At 59.8% G+C, this 17,929-nt stretch carries 15 protein-coding genes; 8 read left to right on the forward strand and 7 right to left on the reverse strand.

The window, feature by feature from the left end:
• The first annotated feature begins 8 nt into the window (after window positions 1-8).
• Window positions 9-1,277, forward strand: a complete 1,269-nt coding sequence (locus Q4481_RS00430; RefSeq protein WP_304374205.1) for a UDP-phosphate alpha N-acetylglucosaminyltransferase — start codon at window positions 9-11, stop codon at window positions 1,275-1,277.
• 3 nt (window positions 1,278-1,280) lie between these two features.
• Here the strand turns inward: Q4481_RS00430 and Q4481_RS00435 are convergent, their stop codons facing one another.
• Window positions 1,281-2,303, reverse strand: coding sequence for a glycoside hydrolase family 5 protein (locus Q4481_RS00435; protein ID WP_304374207.1), 1,023 nt, complete (start codon window positions 2,301-2,303; stop codon window positions 1,281-1,283).
• Window positions 2,304-2,488: 185 nt separating this feature from the next.
• On the opposite strand from Q4481_RS00435, the gene Q4481_RS00440 reads away from it, so the two are divergent.
• Together Q4481_RS00440 and Q4481_RS00445 are read left to right on the forward strand one after the other, a co-directional pair.
• Window positions 2,489-4,132 (forward strand): calcium-binding protein, encoded by a 1,644-nt coding sequence (locus Q4481_RS00440; RefSeq protein WP_304374209.1) that lies wholly within the window; start codon window positions 2,489-2,491, stop codon window positions 4,130-4,132.
• Window positions 4,133-4,266: 134 nt separating this feature from the next.
• Window positions 4,267-5,934, forward strand: coding sequence for a beta strand repeat-containing protein (locus Q4481_RS00445; RefSeq protein ID WP_304374210.1), 1,668 nt, complete (start codon window positions 4,267-4,269; stop codon window positions 5,932-5,934).
• Between the two features lie 66 nt (window positions 5,935-6,000).
• Here Q4481_RS00445 and Q4481_RS00450 read toward each other — a convergent pair whose 3' ends face one another.
• From Q4481_RS00450 to tolA, 6 genes are all read right to left on the reverse strand, one after another.
• Window positions 6,001-8,448, reverse strand: a complete 2,448-nt coding sequence (locus tag Q4481_RS00450) for a glycoside hydrolase family 2 protein (protein ID WP_304374212.1) — start codon at window positions 8,446-8,448, stop codon at window positions 6,001-6,003.
• 110 nt (window positions 8,449-8,558) lie between these two features.
• A complete protein-coding gene (locus Q4481_RS00455; RefSeq protein WP_304374213.1) occupies window positions 8,559-9,527 on the reverse strand; it encodes a DUF1839 family protein in 969 nt (322 codons plus the stop codon).
• A gap of 5 nt (window positions 9,528-9,532) precedes the next feature.
• Window positions 9,533-10,441 carry an amino acid--[acyl-carrier-protein] ligase gene (locus tag Q4481_RS00460; protein WP_304374214.1) on the reverse strand — a complete coding sequence of 303 codons (909 nt, stop codon included), beginning with the start codon at window positions 10,439-10,441 and terminating at the stop codon, window positions 9,533-9,535.
• Window positions 10,442-10,446: 5 nt separating this feature from the next.
• Entirely contained in the window at window positions 10,447-11,628 is a 1,182-nt protein-coding gene (locus tag Q4481_RS00465) for an acyl-CoA dehydrogenase family protein (RefSeq protein ID WP_304374746.1), read from the reverse strand.
• Window positions 11,628-11,879, reverse strand: a complete 252-nt coding sequence (locus Q4481_RS00470; protein ID WP_304374215.1) for an acyl carrier protein — start codon at window positions 11,877-11,879, stop codon at window positions 11,628-11,630. The genes Q4481_RS00465 and Q4481_RS00470 overlap by 1 nt, the downstream gene beginning before the upstream one ends.
• Window positions 11,880-12,068: 189 nt before the next feature.
• Window positions 12,069-13,370, reverse strand: a complete 1,302-nt coding sequence (gene tolA, locus Q4481_RS00475; protein ID WP_304374217.1) for a cell envelope integrity protein TolA — start codon at window positions 13,368-13,370, stop codon at window positions 12,069-12,071.
• 159 nt (window positions 13,371-13,529) lie between these two features.
• Here tolA and hemP point away from each other — a divergent pair, with 159 nt between their 5' ends.
• From hemP to Q4481_RS00500, 5 genes are read left to right on the forward strand one after another with little or no spacing between them, the layout of a single operon-like run.
• Entirely contained in the window at window positions 13,530-13,703 is a 174-nt protein-coding gene (gene hemP, locus Q4481_RS00480; protein WP_304374219.1) for a hemin uptake protein HemP, read from the forward strand.
• A 36-nt stretch (window positions 13,704-13,739) separates the two neighbouring features.
• The gene (locus tag Q4481_RS00485; protein ID WP_304374221.1) at window positions 13,740-14,792 is read left to right on the forward strand and encodes a hemin-degrading factor; all 1,053 of its coding nucleotides are present in this window, start codon (window positions 13,740-13,742) and stop codon (window positions 14,790-14,792) included.
• A 13-nt stretch (window positions 14,793-14,805) separates the two neighbouring features.
• Window positions 14,806-15,684 carry a heme/hemin ABC transporter substrate-binding protein gene (locus tag Q4481_RS00490; protein WP_377352609.1) on the forward strand — a complete coding sequence of 293 codons (879 nt, stop codon included), beginning with the start codon at window positions 14,806-14,808 and terminating at the stop codon, window positions 15,682-15,684.
• A gap of 3 nt (window positions 15,685-15,687) precedes the next feature.
• On the forward strand, window positions 15,688-16,791 hold the full coding sequence (locus Q4481_RS00495) for a FecCD family ABC transporter permease (protein WP_304374222.1): 1,104 nt from the start codon (window positions 15,688-15,690) through the stop codon (window positions 16,789-16,791).
• Window positions 16,792-16,800: 9 nt separating this feature from the next.
• On the forward strand, window positions 16,801-17,583 hold the full coding sequence (locus tag Q4481_RS00500; RefSeq protein WP_304374224.1) for a heme ABC transporter ATP-binding protein: 783 nt from the start codon (window positions 16,801-16,803) through the stop codon (window positions 17,581-17,583).
• Window positions 17,584-17,929: the final 346 nt, after the last annotated feature.

A 17,929-nucleotide genomic window follows, 5' to 3' on the forward strand; every position in this document is an offset into this window, starting at 1 on the left:
GACGCGTCATGGCCATAACCTTCGACAGCCAGCTGTCATCCGGCGTCCGGCAGGGCGAAGGATCGCCCGTTTTGGGTTTCCTGCGGTTCCTCACGATTGCGAGCGTACTCGGCGGGCTGGTGTTCAACCTGTTTCTCTGCTTCGTCAACACGCGCATCATGCCGGTCAGCGACACGCATGTGATCCTGATGGAAATGGCCGTGACCGGTTCAGCCCTTCTGGCTGCACTGGATCGGCGCGCCGGCTTCTACCTATTCCTGGCGATCTTCATCAGTTTCATGCTGCTGCTCTTCATGCTGCGGGGCGCGACCGACATCAAGGCGATCCGCGATATCCTCGTGCCGGTGGTCTTCTATACGCTCGGCAGCCGCGTCCGGGATCTGGCTCTGGCCGATCGTCTGGTGGTGATCGCTGCCGCCATTGCGTTGCCGATTGCGCTCTTCGAGTATTTCCTGCTCGATCTCTATCTCGATTTCTTCAATGTGCTTGGCTACTATATCGCCCGTGGTACGGTTTCGCTTCAGGAGAGCTATGGCGCCACGCGCGGCCTGTTCATTTCGGGCAACCGCCCGGAACCCCGAACCATCCTGCCATTCCTCGGCCAGCACCGTGTTTCCTCGGTGTTCCTCGAACCGGTGTCGATGGGCAATTTCGGTGTGATCCTTTATTCGTGGGCGCTGTTCCGGCAGAACTGGAAGCCGCGCTGGTTCCTGTTTGCTGCCGCGTTGACGATGATCACGCTGGCGGATGCCCGTTTCGGGCTCTTCACCTGCATCCTGATTACCATCGCACGGCCGTTCCTGCCGCTGGTCCCGCGGACATTCTGGCTGATCACGCCGTTTCTGTTCCTGGCGGTCATCACGATCTTCGGCCTGGTGACAGGCACCAATGGCGGTCCGAATGACATCGGGGGGCGGTTTCAGGCGACAGCCCATATTCTTACCAACCTGTCGGCCGGGGTTGTCTTCGGCTATGAGACCACCGACCAGTTCACAGCCGATTCCGGGTTCGCCTATACACTTACGAAATTCAGCCTGCTCGGCTTCATCGGCCTCTGGGCCATGTATGTCTTCCTGCCTTTCCGCAGCGAGAAGGGCAGGCAGTTTCATGGTATGATGACCATCTATCTTCTGCTGATCATGGTCATCTCGAACTCGTTCTATTCGATCAAGACCGGTTCGCTCATGTGGTTCATCCTAGGCACGGTTTCGGCCATCCAGTTCCCGGAGACAAAATCCTTCATCCGCCGGATGGTGGAGAAACGAAGAGCGGATTGAGCCTTAGCGATCCAGCGCCGGGCAGGATTTTCCTTCGGCGGAAAAATCGCCGAGAGCAGCCTTCAGCCCTTCGAGTTGCGGCCTGTCGCCGGATTTGGTGGGCTGGATGTTGAGCATTTCGGTTTCCGGCCACCAGTCGCCGGCAACCCAGTAAGTCCAGCCAGTCCAGACATCCTTATTCTCCTCGACGACATCGACCATGTCCTTGAGGCCCCTGACGCATTGGTCGGGCGCCGGCACGCCGAACTCGCCCAGGAAACCACGGTTTCCTGTCTGCTTGAGCCAGCCGGTGAAATCCTTCAACGCCTTCGTCGCATCCGAAACTCGGTTGCAATTGTCCTTCGTTCCGGAAAAATCGTCATCGGTATACTGGTGCACCTCGAAGGCGAAATTGTTGCCCGGATCGACGATCTGGGCCATGGCAACTCCGTTCGGCTCGCCATCAATCGGCACCATCCAGCTATGGGCTCCGCTCCAGGCGGTGCCGGGAACGAGCACCAGGTTCTTCGCGCCAGCTGTCCGGATCGCGGCCGTGGCCGCGTTGGCGGCCGAAAGCCATTGCGCAATCGGCATCTGGTAGGGCTCGTTCATCAGCCCGAAGATGACCTGATCGTCATCCTTGTAGAGTTCGGCAAGCCGGCGCCACAGATCGGCAAAGGCGCTTTCCGGCACGGATGCGGTTCCGATCACCTTGCCATGATAGCGGGCATAATTGTGCGGATCGAGGATGACCCGCATTCCGAAAGATCGGATCAGCGCAACGCTTTCCCTGAGGCGGTTCAATTCGGCTGCATCGAAGTCGGCCCCGAGCTTCGGCTGAAGGCGTTCCCACATGAAGGGCAGGCGAATGGTGTCGAACCCCTTGCCGGCGAAATAGCCGATCGTGTCGCTCGAAGGCCAAGTGTAGTCCTTGTTGACCAGACCGTCGGGCTTGCCGAACTCTGCGCCTGACAGGTTGATGCCTCGGAAACAACCCTCCGACGCCAGAACAGCCGCGCCTTGGGCGCTGAGCACCAAACTCATCATCAGCGATGCAACGAAATGCCGCAAGGTTTCATACCTCTCATTGATGGGGGTCAACGCCTGGCATCAGCGAATGTGCAATGCTTGGATCATGGCGCTTGTTGGACGGGATCGACCATAGCTCCAATCTCTTAACAAGCCATTGGTCGTCGCCAGACAAGTCCTCACAATTGAAACGGGAGGATGGCATGACATTGAAGAAAATCAAGGGCACCGAAAAACGTGACACATTGACCGGTGGCGCAATCGCTGAATGGTTGATCGGGCTCGGTGGCAATGACAAGCTTTACGGCAACGGAGGCGCAGACCGGCTGGATGGCGGAGACGGTAATGATCGTCTGGATGGAGGTCTGGGAGCCGACCGGATGTTCGGTGGCGCCGGTAACGATGCCTATTTCATCGATCGCCTGACGGACAAGGTGAGCGAGGGGGTCGGCGCCGGTGTCGACACGATCTATGTTGGCTTCAATTATACCCTGGGAGCCAATGTCGAGAATCTGGTCCTGTCGGGCTCCGCCGATCTGACCGCCACAGGCAATGCGCTTGCCAACCAGATCTCTGGCAATGCCGGGAGCAATACGATCGATGGTCTTAGCGGCGCCGACAGAATGGCAGGCAAGGGCGGTAACGACACCTACTATGTCGATATTGCCGGGGATGTCGTCGTGGAGCGCGCAGCATCCGGTGAAGATGCGGTCTACGCCTCGATCAGCCATATCCTCGCAGCCAATGTCGAAACCCTGTGGCTGACTGGAACCGGAGATGTTTCTGCCACCGGCAACGGGTTGGGCAACAGCCTTCACGGCAATGACGGCGCCAATGTGTTGGATGGCAAAGCCGGAACCGACACGATGTCGGGAGGGTTGGGCGACGACACCTATTATGTCGACAATGCCGGGGACCAGATCGAGGAAGGGTTTCTGGAGGGAACCGATACTGTTTTCGCTTCGGTCACCTTCACCTTGGCGAGCAACATCGAAAATCTCACGCTGATCGGGACAGATGCCATCGACGGGCATGGCAACAGCGATCCGAATATCATCACCGGCAACGAAGCCGATAACAAGCTTTATGCCCATACGTTCTGGGATGGCGATGAGCTGCATGGTGGCGGCGGCAATGACACGCTCTTTTCCGATCGCGGCGACAATACGCTGGATGGCGGAGACGGCAGTGACGACATCGCGGATTATTCTGAAACGGCAACCCGCATCCGCTTCACCTTCGAGACGTCAGCCACCGTCTACAAGTTCAACAGCTATGGCACAGACAGCCTCACCAACATCGAATCCGGGCGTGGCACGTCCGACTATGACGAGTTCAAGATCAGCCATGCAGGCTCATTCCATGGCGGTGGCGGTGCGGACTCGATGTACGATTCCATCGCCGCAGACGGGCTCTTCGGACATCTTTACGGGGACGCCGGAAACGATGTGATGAGAGGAGGCGTTGATGGAGGCAACCTCGATGGCGGGGATGGCAATGATCGCATGTTCGCGACCGGGGGTGCTGGCACGGTGACCATGACGGGTGGAGCCGATGCCGACCAGTTCTATATCGAGAAATCCACCGCGCTCGCCACTGCCGGCACGCTGACGGCAGTCGCCCGAATCACGGACTTTGTCGACGGCACGGACTTTCTTGCCTTCTATGGGTTTGGTGACGTCGATACCGCAGAGGAAATGTATTCGGTCTTGACTTCGGAGAATGCCATTTCAGATGACGCCGATGGCCTGCATATCGCACCGGGCGGAAGCTTGAACGACACGGTGATCGCAGGTTTGACACTTGCCACTTTCTCGGCGGCCGACATCTACATGGCCGATAGCTGAGGCGTTTGCATGTTTCTGCATTGGGTCGGATGGGCTTGATATGTCGCTGACGGGCGCCGTCAGCGATCTGTCAGCTTGCCGCTGTTAGAAGCAACCAACGGTTCGGCGGGATGCCGGCCTCAGGGGAGACGGGCATGGCACTCAAGACAATCCGCGGTACAACCGGCAATGATCGCCTGACGGGCGGTGGCATCGCTGAACTCATTCTCGGGCTGGCAGGAAACGACAAGCTGTTCGGCAACGGCGGCGCCGATACGATCAAGGGTGGCGACGGCAACGATCTCATCGACGGAGGCCTGGGAGGCGATACGCTCCTGGGGCAGGCCGGCAATGACAGCTACATTGTCGACAACGCCAATGACAAGGTCCGCGAATTGGCCAACGAAGGCACCGACACCGTCAGTGCCAGCATCTCCTACACGTTGACAGCCAATGTCGAAAAACTGGTCCTGACTGGAACGGCCGATATCAACGCGACCGGCAACGGGCTCGACAATGTGCTGACCGGCAATGACGGCAACAATGTGCTGGATGGCGGTGCCGGCAACGACACCATGGCCGGAAAGGCAGGCGACGACACCTATATGTTCGCGGATGCCGGCGACAAGGCCACCGAGCAGGTCGGTGGCGGCACAGATACGGTGATGGCTGCATTTTCGGTTACGCTCGCTGCCAATATCGAGAACCTGGTCCTGACCGGTTCGGCCAATGTCGATGGCACCGGCAATGCGGAAACCAACAAGCTCACCGGCAATGACGGCAACAATAGTCTCGACGGTGGCACCGGCAACGACTGGATGCTGGGCGGGCTGGGTGACGATACCTATCGGGTCGACAGCACCATCGACAAGATCACCGAAAATGCCGATGCGGGAACCGACAGCGTCTATTCAACGGTAACCTATACCCTGTCGGTAAACGTCGAGAACCTGACGCTCTCCGGCAGTTCGGCCATCAACGGCACCGGCAATGCGCTCGCCAATATCCTGACCGGCAATGGTGCTGCCAACAAACTCTATGCAGATAACGTTGTTGGCGACAGCGTGGGCGGCGGCGATCAGCTGATTGGCGGAGGTGGCAATGATACGCTCTATTCCGGTGATGGCGCCAACACGCTGGATGGAGGCGATGGCACGGGGGACCTCGCGGATTACACCCTCTTTACCAGCGCCGTGACGGTCAATGCCGACACATTCGTACTTGAAGTGACGAAGACGGGCGGTTCTGTCGATAGTTTGAGCAACATCGAATCCGTGCGCGGCAGCACCGCCGCCGATGTCTTCACCATCAGCACATCCGGCAACTATTACGGTGGCAATGGCGATGACGACATGTCGGACGGCGCAGAGGGCGACGGGCTCTACGGCATGCTTTACGGCGAAGCCGGCAGTGATACGCTGACCGCCGGTGCCGATGGAGGCAATCTCAACGGCGGCGCCGATGCCGATACGCTGGTGGCGCTTTCCGTCGCTTCGCTGAAGATCACCATGACCGGCGGATCGGGTGCCGATCTTTTCGATGTCGGGGCCAACTACAACGGTTCGGGCGGATCGCTTGCCGATGGAACGCTGGCGGCATCGACCGAAATCAAGGACTTCGTGGATGGCACAGACCAACTATTGTTCCATGCCTTCGGCGATGTCGATACCGCCGAGGAATGGTATGCGCTGATCGTCGCCAACAACGACATCGAAACCAACGGCAACGAAATGCAGATCAGCTTCGACAATTCCGGCCAGACCCTGATCGTCGGGCTGACGGCGGCGACCTTCTCTGCGGATGATATCTTCGTCCTGGCTTGAGCGATCGGCCCAACCGATCCATCAGGCGACGCGCCGGGGCTTTTACGCCAACCCCGGCGCGTTTCGTTAGATACTTTGCAGCACGCGGCTTCCGAGTTGCCCGAGGGTGCCGGTGGGCGTGACCTCGGGATTGGCGCCTTCGGGAACAAGGCGGATGATCTTCGCCGGACCTGGCGCGAGATGGAACCAATTGTCGGACGGCAGATATCCTTCAAAATTAAGCGACAGGCTCTGGGCGAAGCGATTGGCCGTCAGTTTCAGCATCCAGCCATCGTCATCCTTGAGAAGCTCGGTTTCAATCACCGCTTCCTGCATCGCTGCCATCCGGCCGCGCGGGAAATGGTAAGCGGTGGACAGTTCCTCCTCGGTCGCTGCATCCACCAGCCGGGCCACGGTAACGTCGTGGGAAGGCGGACCGAAGCGGAAGGCATAGGTCACATCGAAAAAGGCGCCGAACAGTTCGATTGCCGTCAGGGTCAGGCTGGAGCGTGGTGCAAGTTCGATCGTCCGGCTACCACTCACGGAAGGCTGGATGCCGCCCTTGAGGCAGGAAAGCTGCAAGGTCAGCGACCGTGTCTGTTCGCTTTCATTGAGCACATGCACGTCGAGACCGTTCGTGCCCTCGTCGGACAAGAGAACCTGGACTGGCCGGAAGGCGCGGCGCAAGCCATGCCAGACCGGCTTCGGCATCCCGGTCGCATCGATGATGCCCCAGCCGGCGCCGGGCAGCAGATCCTGCAGGGTCCAGACCAGCGCGCCCCTGCAGCTTGAGCCGGGGCGACGCCATTCGGAGAAGGCCGCTTCGACCACCTCACCCGTCACCGCACGGGAAAATTCGAGGTAGCGGCCCGGATCTTCCCTTCGCAGCCGCGCCGGATCGAAGCCGTAGAGATCGCCGAGATAGTGATCGCGAATATCTTCGAAATCCCAGGACGCACCGCGATCGCGTGGCACCCGCGCCTTCCATTTCGGATCATGCACGGGCGGCACGGCGAGATGCGCATCGAGTGTGGCCTGTTCGGGCACATGGGCGAAAGCGAGGCATTCGGCGGCAAATCTGAGATTGGCGCGCCTTGCATCCTCGAGTGGTCGGCAATAGGCGCCGACTCCGTAATAGTGGCCGATCCCCTCGTTGGGATAGAAGGGCAGGGCGCCGCCGAACGGAGAGTTCGGCACGTAGATCACATCCGGCCGCAAGCTTTCCGACTCCTGCGGCAGGATCTCCTCCGTCAACGGTCCGGCCCAGTATTTCTGCGGCAGACCCAGCATCGATGCTTGCTGGTACATTTCCGAACCGCCGCAGAGAACCGTCAGCGAAGGCGAGCCCTGGCTCTGTGTCAGCAGCCAGCGCGCTTCCTTGCGGACCTCTTCCACGAAGGCCGGGTCGGCGACCGGATAGTCGAAATTGGCGAACATGAAGTCCTGCCAGACCATGATGCCGAGTTCGTCGCACAGCCGGAAGAATTCCGCGCTCTCGTAGGTCATGGTACCGCCGACGCGGATCATGTTGATGCCGGCGTCTGCTGCCAGCCGGAGATGGCGCTCGTAATCGGCACGACCTCCGGGCATGCGCACGATATCGGCATTGGTCCAGACGGCACCCCGGCAGAAGATCGGCACCCCATTGATCTCGATGCCGAAGCCCTTGCCATCCTGGCCGGGGTCGAACGCGATATTTCGGAAACCGGTGACGCCGAGCGGATGGGGAACGTCATCGATGATGAGAGTAACCGGATAGAGCGTCGGCTCGCCATGGCTGCGCGGCCACCAGGGCTTGACGTTCGGAATGGTCACACGGGCCGTCAGGCGTCCTTCTTCCGAAATCAGCACCGGCGCTGTCCAGCCGGCACAGCTGAGCCTGAGATCGCTTGCCCGACCGGAGAAGCCGAAGGAGACGTCCAGAACGCCCTTGCCCTCGGCATCGAGCCAGGCGCGGATTTCGAGATTGTCGAGATTGCCTTCGTCCTCGCGCACCATCGTGATCGGCCTATAGGGGCCGACAACGTCGATGCTCGGGCACCATCCCGGCATATGGCCGAGCAGCGTGGTGCGGATGAGGCGCAGCCCCGGCGGCGTGATCATCTGCGGACGCCAGCGCGCCCGCGGTCCTTGCGCCTTCAGCTGCGGATTGAGGGCTCGAAAGCAGATCGCCAGCCTGTCCTCGCCGGTCAAGGTCACGGCCACTTCCTGGGCGGCGAACTGGTTTGCACTCTTCAGCACGCATTCGTCATTGAAATAGACTTCGGCAATCGTCGCCAGCCCTTCGAAGACCAATCGCACCGGACCGGGACGCTCGCCGGAAATGGCAGCGAGGTACCAGAAATCGCGATCGTTCAGTGCAATCGGGTTGGTGCGGTCGAACCGGCCGGCCCGTTCCAGCGCTTCGGCAACGGTGCCGGGAACCGGAGCGGCGAGGGCCCGTGCCTTTTCGGGTAGTTCGGAGGGTTTGCCGCAGGCGCCGGCATCGGTCACGACCAGCGACCAGTCGCCGGCGATTTCGGTTTTGGTGGCCAAATGCCGTTCCGCTTGCATCATTGCTCTACCCCAACGATCCGGAGGATCGAATGCAGGGGCCTCCCGCGATCGCTCGTGGAAGGCCCTTCAACGTCACCATGTGCCTGGATTCAGCCGAATCGAAGCTTCAATTCCCGGGCGATGTGGTCCCATGCTTCGATCGCCGGATCAAGAGTCGTCGCAAGCCCGTCGAAGCGCTTGCGGGTGATGGCGCGCGCCAGCTGGAACTGCGCCGTTTTCGCCGTTTCGGCAATCCGAATGGCGGCTGCAGCCAGTTCTTCGGAGGTTTTGGTCTCCTCGAGCCAGCGGAAGTGGCTGGCTGCAAGCTCGAAATTGGCGCCCAGCTGCCTGAGCGTGTTGAAGGCATATTTGTGGAACACGCCGAACGGACGTTCCGCGATGCCTGCGACCTGTTCCGGAAACACCTTCGCGAAGGCTGCAACCGGATTGGCATTCGGCATGCGCGCGACATGGCGCCGGAGAAGGTCAAGCGCGGTTGCCTGCATCCGGGCCGCGTCGGGCTTCGTGTCGGCGAACTTGACGAACTCCGTATAGGGCAGGAACGGCGGTGCGCCCTCCGGGTAGAGTTTGCCGAACAGCCCGTCATAATCCTCGCCCGAGAGATGGAAGAAACCGCCATTGTGGAAATAGTCCAGCTGGCGCTCCTCAGCCGACAGACGGTTGATGGCGACCGTGGTCTTGCCATGTTCCGTCTGATAGCTCACCCCGCGAGTATCGGGCATGAAATAGCTGTCCATTTCGACCAGGCACAGGCGACCGCGATCGATCTGGGTGCGGATATGGCTTTCGACATCGTCGAAGATCGCCAGTTCTGTCACCCGGATGCCGTAGAGGCTTTCGAGATCTTCCAGCGGCACCTTGAAGAAGGTGAACTGGTCGCCTTCGAAATCCTGCGTCACGGTGAAGCCCAGCATGGCTTCCGGCGGCAGGCCGGAAGCATTCAGGACCTCGATCCAGAGATCGACATAGCAGTTGGTCTCCGGCCAGATCCGTTCGGCATCATGCAGCGGATGCGGCTGATAACGCGCCGGATCAAGCGTTGGGAAGACTGCCGTCATGCCACTCAGCCCCAGAGAACCTTGCGGACATGATCCGGCCAGAGCTTCACGTCGAGGCCGTGCTGGGCAAAGAGCGCGAGTGCGATACGTTCGAGGCCGAACCCGACGCAGGCCGTGTGGGCAACGGCGCCATCTTCGAGATTGAGGCCCCATTTCTGGCCGAACGCATCCTGGTGGTAGTTGAAGCTCATGCAGGCGGTCTTCTTCGTCTGCGAGGTCACCGGAATAAGCAGTTCGAACTTGAGATTCTGGTCGCGCTGGTTGTTGGCCAGCAGACGGCCGGCGCGGCCGAAGAACGGGTCGTTCGCCACATCGATCTCGACATCGAGGCCGATCGACTTCATCATCTCGACGCCGCGATCCATCCAGGTCTGACGGAAGGCAGTGACATGGTCTTCGGTGCCCATGCAGACATATTCGCGCATGCGGAACAGCTGCTGGCGGGCCGGATCCTTCGAGGGCTCATGGCGGAAGCAATAGGACTGCAGGTCGAAGAGACCACCTTCCATCGGCAGCGGGCCGCGTTTTGCCACCGTCGGATAGAGCGGATAGCAGGCCGCCGGCGTCAGCGCGATGTCGGTCGCCTTCTGGTCCTTGGTCCATTCGCCGCCTTCTTCCAGGCACTGCAGCAGACCGGCATGGTCATGATCGTTGCCGCAGAAGGAATGAACGGTTCCCGCAAGCTGCGGAAAGCTCTTCATGTAGCCGCTCTTTTCGAAATAGGCGCGGTTCATGCCCGGCGGAAAGCGGATCGCCTCGGCGCCATCGGCACCGCCAACCTTGTCGATCAGGCGTTCGAAGGCGGCAATGACATCTTCGAACTGGCCCGAGCGGCCATAGAGGCCGTCGACACCGGTATCGATCAGAAGACCGGAATCAAAAAGGCGATCAAGAAAGGAAACCTGCATATCCATGTCGATTACTCCGAAAGGCTCGTGTTCTGCTTGTGGATCAGCAGCATGTTGGAAGAATTGGCGAGGATGCGGTCGTTCGAAATCATCAGCTGCGCCGAATGGGCATCGCGAAGATGGCGGCCGAGCGAATAGGGCGTGCCATTCTTGTAGCCGAGGATGCCGCAGATCAGCATGGCATGGTTGATGATGGTCAGGATCATCTCGGAAGAAGCGATCTTGATGTTGTTCATCTCGATCGCAAAGCCGACGGAGGAAAGCTTCTCCTCGTCCTTCTTTGCCTCTTCATAGGCCTTGAGGCCGGAGACGATGTTGGATTTCACCAGTTGCAGCTGGCTGGAAACTTCGGCAAGTCGTAGCGCACCCGGCGGAACGGTGCCCGGCTTCTGGCGCGCGGCGGCGCGAACGAAAGAATGGGCGCGATTGACGGCATCGACCGCGATACCATACCAGACCCCGCTCCACAGAAGATGCGAGTTGGCAAGCATCGACTGGGCCGCGATTTCGGCGAAACCTTGCGGGAATATCTGTTCGGCCGGGGCTTCACCCTTGAAGAGGAAACCTTCCGAGCAGGTGCCGCGCATGCCGAGCGTATCCCAGTCATGGGTCTTCTCGAGCGTGTACTGGTCTTTCAGGAAAACCGTCATCACCTGATCGGTGGTGGCCGCATCCTTGTGGGCGCGCGAGGTGATCAGGATCGCATCGGATTGAAGACCATAGGAAATCACCGTCGCTTCCTTGGTCAGGCGGCAGATGCCGTCTTCGACCTCGATAGCGCAGAGCGAATTGCGAAGGTTGCCGCCGATGCCGCCTTCGGTGGTAGCGGAGCCGAGCAGGAGCTGTTCGGCAACGATACGGCGCATGAAGTCGCGGTGCCATTCGGTTTCCATCCCATGTTCGACCAGGCTCGAAAGCTTGATATGGTGCATGGAGAAGATCATGGAGCTCGAGGCGCAAGCCTGCGAGATGATCGAGCAGAGTTCGGTGATCTGGGCCGTGGTGGCGCCTTCGCCGCCGAGTTCCACCGGGATCTGGATCGACATCAGGCGCTCGGCCTTCATGGCGTCGATCGCCGCCTGCGGGAAGCAGCCGTTCTTGTCGACGAAATCGGCATGGGCCTTGGCAACGGCGGCAACGCGTGATGCCCGCTCAGCCAGCGAGCCGCTGGCTGTCTTGACCGGGATGTTCATCATGCCACCTCGCGATTGTCGATGATGGTGGACAGCGTACGCTCGATCGCCTCGATGCTCTGGAACGACTTGCGGTTCAACAGATTGTCGGGGAATTCGACGTCGAAATTCTCTTCGAGTGCCAGCATCAGCTGCACGGATGCGAAGGAGGAGAGTCCTGCGGCATAGAGATCGGCATTGTCTGCCAGTTCCGCCGCATCGACCGACAATCCACCATGCTTCTTCAAGAGTTCGCGGATTTTGCTGTTCATCCCTGTTTCCTTCCGTCTTTCGAGGTTCTTTGCACGGATCTTTATTCCGGATTGGCACAGACCATATCCGAAAGGACATAAGGATTAACTAAACGGGGTGGTTAAAGGCCGATTTACTTGATGGCTCGAATTTTATCATTTCCGGATTGCGGTTTTGACTTTGTGCAATCCGGGAATACGTAAAAATCTTCACTTGAACGTAATCGGAACCCGCATGGACCAGGTCTTTTTGCCTGTTTCGGCAGGAATGGCCGGGAAGGGGGCCGCCTTGTTGACGATGGCAAGTGCGGCCTTGTCGACAGCCGCATCGCCTGAGCTCTTGCTGACGCGGAGATTGCTTACACCACCGCTCGTCGTGATGGTGAATACAACGCTAACGCTGCCCTTGCCGGGATTGCGGACCCGCGATTTGGCGCGTTGCAGCTTTTTCTGCACCAGCCCTTCATAATTGCTCTTTGCCGCGTTGCCCTTTTCCCGGTTGTTCGAATTGCCGAGCGACGCATCGCTTCGGGCATCCCCCTTGTTCCGGGCGTCGGTCTCTCCCTTTTTGGCGCGCGCCTGGTTTTCGCCCTTGTTGCCCTTCGTCCGGTTCTTCTCGACCTTCTTTTTCTTTTCGATCTTCTTTTCGGTCTTGACCGGGTCGGGCTTTTTTTCGCGTGGCTTCTCGACGACTTCGGGCTTCTTCTCCGGCTCCACCTTGGTTTCGGTCGGCTTGACCTCCGGCAACTTGACGGGCTCCGGCTTCTTTTCGATCACCGGCTCTGCCTTTGCCACGGCCGGTTCGGGTTTCTTTTCCTCGACCGGCTCAGCGGCAATCGGCTGAGCCTTCGCATCGATTTTCGCCTCCGCCGGTGTCGTCGACGTCAGAATGTCTTCCACCCGCTGCCCTGTCGGCTCTTCGATCGGGGCGGGTATCGGCAACATGTCCAAAAGTTGCGCACTTTCGATTGGCTTGATCGGCTCCGGCAAGGGCGGCATCTCGATGACTGGTTTCGGCTCCTCGACGACCGGTTCTTCAACCGGTTTCTCCTCGGCCACGGCCTCGCCCTTGGTTTCGGCATCGGCCTCTGCTGTTCCTTCGACCACCATGGTGACGATGGTCACGCCTTCGAGTTCCGTCGCTTCCTCTGGAATGACAATGGCGACCAGACCAAGCGCGATTGCCACGACGATGTGCAAAAAGGTCGAAAGCGAAAAGCCGTCGCGCATCAGCCGTGGAATGAGACGGTCGCCTGGCTCCTCGGCCTCATGGGCGACCGGAGGAACCTCGGCGCCCTTCGCTGGCGCTTTCGTTGGTGGTTCCGGGAAGGTGCCGATATGCGCTTCGACCCCGAGATAGTGCGAGATACCGTCACCACGCGCAAAGGAACAGGCCGGCACGTTCTGAAAATCGTGCCTTATCCGGGCGCGCGCGGCATCATTCGAATTGGCGGCGCGAAAACGGGGCGCATCTGCAGGGCGGGCTTCATTATGTGCCGGGATCGTCGCCATGGCTGCGGCTGCCTCTATGGATCGCGTTTTACGCCAGAAAAATAACTTGTCTTTTTCAGTCTGGTATTGCGTCAATAATGAAATATGAGTAACGAAGTCAAGAATGAAAGCGGTTTTCAACGGGATGAAATGATCGTGGAACGGGAACAGGCAAGGGCAATGACGGTATCGCCGGCAGGTTCAGGTGAGGTTCGCGCCGGGCATGTCGATGAGGTGCCGGATTACGATACGGCGACGCTCTTTGCAGGCCGTCGCGAGATCGTCATCCGCCATGCAGGCGCCGATTACCGAATGAAAATCACCAAACAGGGCAAACTCATTTTGAACAAGTGATCCATCAAAAGGGTCCAGTGAGAGGAATTGGAAGATATGAAGACGAACAACGTCACTCCGGCAGAAATCCGCGCCTACCGTGCCGAAAATCCAAAACTGCGCGAACGGGATATCGCGGCCAATCTTGGCATTTCTGAAGCAGCATTGGTGGCTGCGGAATGTGGTCTGACCGCCATTCGTATCGATGCCGATCCCAACAAACTGCTCGCCCGCGCGCCCGAACTCGGTGAAGTCATGGCGCTCAGCCGCAATGAAAATGCCGTGCACGAGAAGATCGGCGTCTACGAGAATATCGAGGTCGGCGAGAAAACCTCGCTCACGCTTGGCGAAAACATCGACCTGCGCATCTTCAACTGGGTCTGGGCGCATGCCTTTGCTGTCACCAAGACCGATGGCGATCAGGTTCGCCGCAGCCTGCAATATTTCGACAAGTCGGGTGAGGCGATCCACAAGGTTCATCTGCGCCCGGCGTCCGATGTCGCCGCCTATGAGCGGATCGTTGCGGATTTCCGTCTCGAAGACCAGTCGCAGGAATTCGTCGCCGAAGCTTTCACCAAGCTCAATCGTGGCCGCACCGAAGGTTTCGATGTCGCCGAACTGCGCGATTCCTGGTCGAAGATGACCGACACGCATGAATTCTTTGGTTTGCTGCGCAAGCTTGATGTCGATCGCCAGGCCGCTGTGCGTTCCGTCGGCGACGATTTTGCATGGAAGCTTTCCGAGGATGCGGCAAACGAGTTTTTCGCCAAGGCTGCCGAAAAGGGTCTCGATATCATGTGCTTTGTCGCCAACCGCGGCATCGTCCAGATCCATACCGGACCGGTCAAGAACATCCAGACGATGGGGCCCTGGCTCAACGTCATGGATCCGACCTTCCATCTGCACCTGCGCGCTGACCGGATTGCCGAAGCCTGGGCTGTCCGCAAGCCCACCAAGGATGGTCATGTCACGTCGCTGGAAGCCTATGATGCCGATGGCGAGATGATCATCCAGTTCTTCGGCAAGCGCAAGGAAGGCAATGCAGAGATGGCCGAGTGGCGCTCGCTCATCGAAAGCCTCGCCACTGGTTCGAAGGCCGTCGCAGCCTGAGGGTAAATACATGATGCAGTTGAAAATCCGGCGCCGGCTTCTGCCGGCCCTCCTGGCCCTTTGCCTCGGCATGGGAGCGGACGTCTGGGCCGAGGACAAGAAGCCGCTGGACCTGACCCGGCTCGTTTCCGTCGGTGGAGCCGTGACCGAGATCGTCTATGATCTCGGCTATGGCGACAAGCTGGTTGCGCGCGACACGACCAGCACCTTTCCGGAAGCGGCAATGAAATTGCCCGATGTCGGCTATATGCGAGCCCTGTCGCCGGAAGGCGTGCTCTCGGTCAATCCGACTGCCATCCTGATGATCGAGGGCTCCGGTCCCCCGACCACGGTTGAGGTTCTGAAGAAGGCGGCAATCCCGACCGTAACGATCCCGGAAGGATTTGATCGCGAGGCGATCCTGACCAAGATCCGCGCCGTCGGTGCGGCCCTGGGTGCCGATGAGAAGGCCGAAGAACTGGCTGCGAAAGTGGGCGCCGATATCGATGCGGCCCGCAAGGCGGTTGCCGATATTCCAGACGCCAAGCGCAAGCGCGTTCTGTTCGTGCTGTCGCTCAAAGGCGGCAAGATCAATGCGGCCGGCGCCCATACCGCTGCGGACGGCATCGTGAAACTCGCAGGCGGGCTGAATGCGGTTGGCGATTATTCGGGCTACAAGCCCCTCAATGATGAAGCCATCATCAACGCAAAGCCTGACTTCATTCTGATGATGCATACCGGCGGCCCGATGGGGGCATCGGACGAGGAAATTCTCGCCCATCCCGCGATTGCCCAGACTCCGGCCGGAAAGAACCGTGCCATCCTGCGTCTGCCCGGCATGCCGCTTCTCGGCTTCGGCCCGCGGACGGCGGATGCGATCCGCCAGCTGTCAGCCTCTCTCTACGGCGGCTGATCGATGACGATCGAAAGTGGTATGGGAGTGCTGAAACCGGGTAGGCCAACTCTGACCTGGCGTTCGTACCTGCAGGGCGGCTTCGGACTGGCACTTCTCGCGCTTCTTTCGGCCGCCATGCTGATCCTGTCGATCACCACCGGAGCCAGTGCGGCCTCGGTCCTTAATGTTCTGTCCGCCCTCGTTCATCCCGTGAGCGCGGAGGATGCCGGCCTGTTGTTGCGTGATCGTGTCGTGGTGATCGACATCCGGTTGCCGCGGGCGCTCATGGGTTTTGTAACCGGTGCGGCCCTGTCGGTCTGTGGCGCCGTGATGCAGGGCTTGTTCCGCAATCCGCTTGCCGATCCAACGGTTCTGGGCGTCTCGGCCGGCGCAAGCCTCGGTGCAGTCGCTTTCATCGTTCTCGGTCAAACGCTTCTGGCACCCATCGCACTTCTGCTCGGCATGTTCGCCCTGCCGTTCTTTTCGTTTGCCGGCGGTCTGGTCGTAACCTTCATCCTCTATCGTCTGGCCGCGTCGGAAGGACAGATCCAGATCGGGACCCTGCTGATCGCGGGTATCGCGATTGCCGCTCTGGCCATGGCTGTCACCGGCCTTCTGATCTACATGGCCGATGACAACCAGTTGCGCGACATCACCTTCTGGAGCATGGGATCCCTGGCCGGCTCGACATGGGACAAGACGGCAATCGTCGCACTCGTCGTGCTTCCGGCAATATTGGTGGTGCCGTTTCTGGCGAAGGGGCTGAATGCCTTCACGCTCGGTGAAGCGGCCGCCTTCCACATGGGCATCCATGTCGAAGCCTTCAAACGGGTGTCGATCATCCTGGTTGCCGCAGCAACCGGCGCTGCCGTCGCCTTCAACGGCGCGATCGGTTTCGTCGGTATCATCGTGCCGCATCTGATCCGTATCGCTTCGGGCCCAGACCACCGTTTCCTTTTGCCGGCCTCCGCCCTTTTGGGTGGCAGCCTGATGCTCGTCGCCGACATGGTGGCACGCACCATCGTTGCTCCGGCGGAACTGCCGATCGGCATCCTGACGGCACTCATCGGTTCGCCCTTCTTTCTCTGGATCCTGTTCAAGGGACGATCCGGCCGGATCATGTAAGGAAAAGCCATGATCGAACTTGAAAATGTGTCGGTGACGCTTGCGGGGCGCTCCGTCGTTTCCGGCCTCACCTTTCAGGCCGAGCCCGGAAAGCTGACGGCCGTGATTGGCCCCAACGGTTCCGGCAAGACCTCGTCGTTGCGCGCCATTTCCGGCGAGCGTTCCTATTCGGGGCGCATCAGCCTGTCAGGCCGCGATCTCGCATCCTTCTCGCCGAAGGAGCTCGCACGCGAGCGCGGCGTGCTGGCACAATCCACAAGCCTCGGCTTTCCGTTTCGGGTGCGTGAGATCCTCGAAATGGGCATCGTTGCCGGTGAGGTCCATTCTCGCAACGAAGCGGACCGGATCATGGATGAAGCATTGGAGGCGGTCGATCTCAACGGATTTGGTGACCGGATCGCGACCCAGCTTTCCGGTGGCGAACAGGCCCGCATGCATATGGCGCGTCTGCTCTGCCAGATCGCATCCTCTACCCATGATGGTCGCGCCCGCTGGCTGCTGCTCGATGAGCCGGTGGCAAGCCTCGATGTCAAGCATCAGCTCGCCATCATGACGCTGGCACGGGCATTCGTGCAAAGGGGCGGTGGCGTCATCGCCGTCATGCATGATCTCAACCTGACAGCCATGTTCGCCGATCATGTGGTGATGATGAAGGCCGGCCGATTGCACGCCGCCGGTTCCCCCGCCCTGGTGCTTGCCGAAGACAATCTCGAAACGGTCTATGGCTGCAGGCTATCCGTCAGCTTCGGCGACGATGGCATGCCCCGCATTCTGCCACAGCTTGCCGGCTGAATACCTTCCGATGGAGGAGTGTTTTTGCCAGGTCGCTGCAAGACTGTCCGTCTTTTGGGATCTGCAATGAGGATGAAGCGTGGTGGCCTCTTCTCCCCAGCGGGGAGAAGGTGGCGCGATAGCGCCGGATGAGCGGGATTGCGCAGAAATAGCAGTTGGATAAGAAGGCCCCCCTCATCTGTCCTTAGGACATCTTCTCCCCCGAGGGGAGAAGAGCGAGCCAACCGTATGCTCGTGCCAAACTAGCCCTTCCCAGTGCCGCAGCACCCTGTTCAGCTTCGCGGGCAAAAGCACACCTGAAAAAGGGGCGCCGGTGGCACCCCTTGATGTATTGGATTTCGGCTAA

The organism is Fluviirhizobium alvei (genome assembly GCF_030551875.1).
Classification (GTDB): Bacteria; Pseudomonadota; Alphaproteobacteria; order Rhizobiales; family Rhizobiaceae; genus Rhizobium_E; species Rhizobium_E alvei.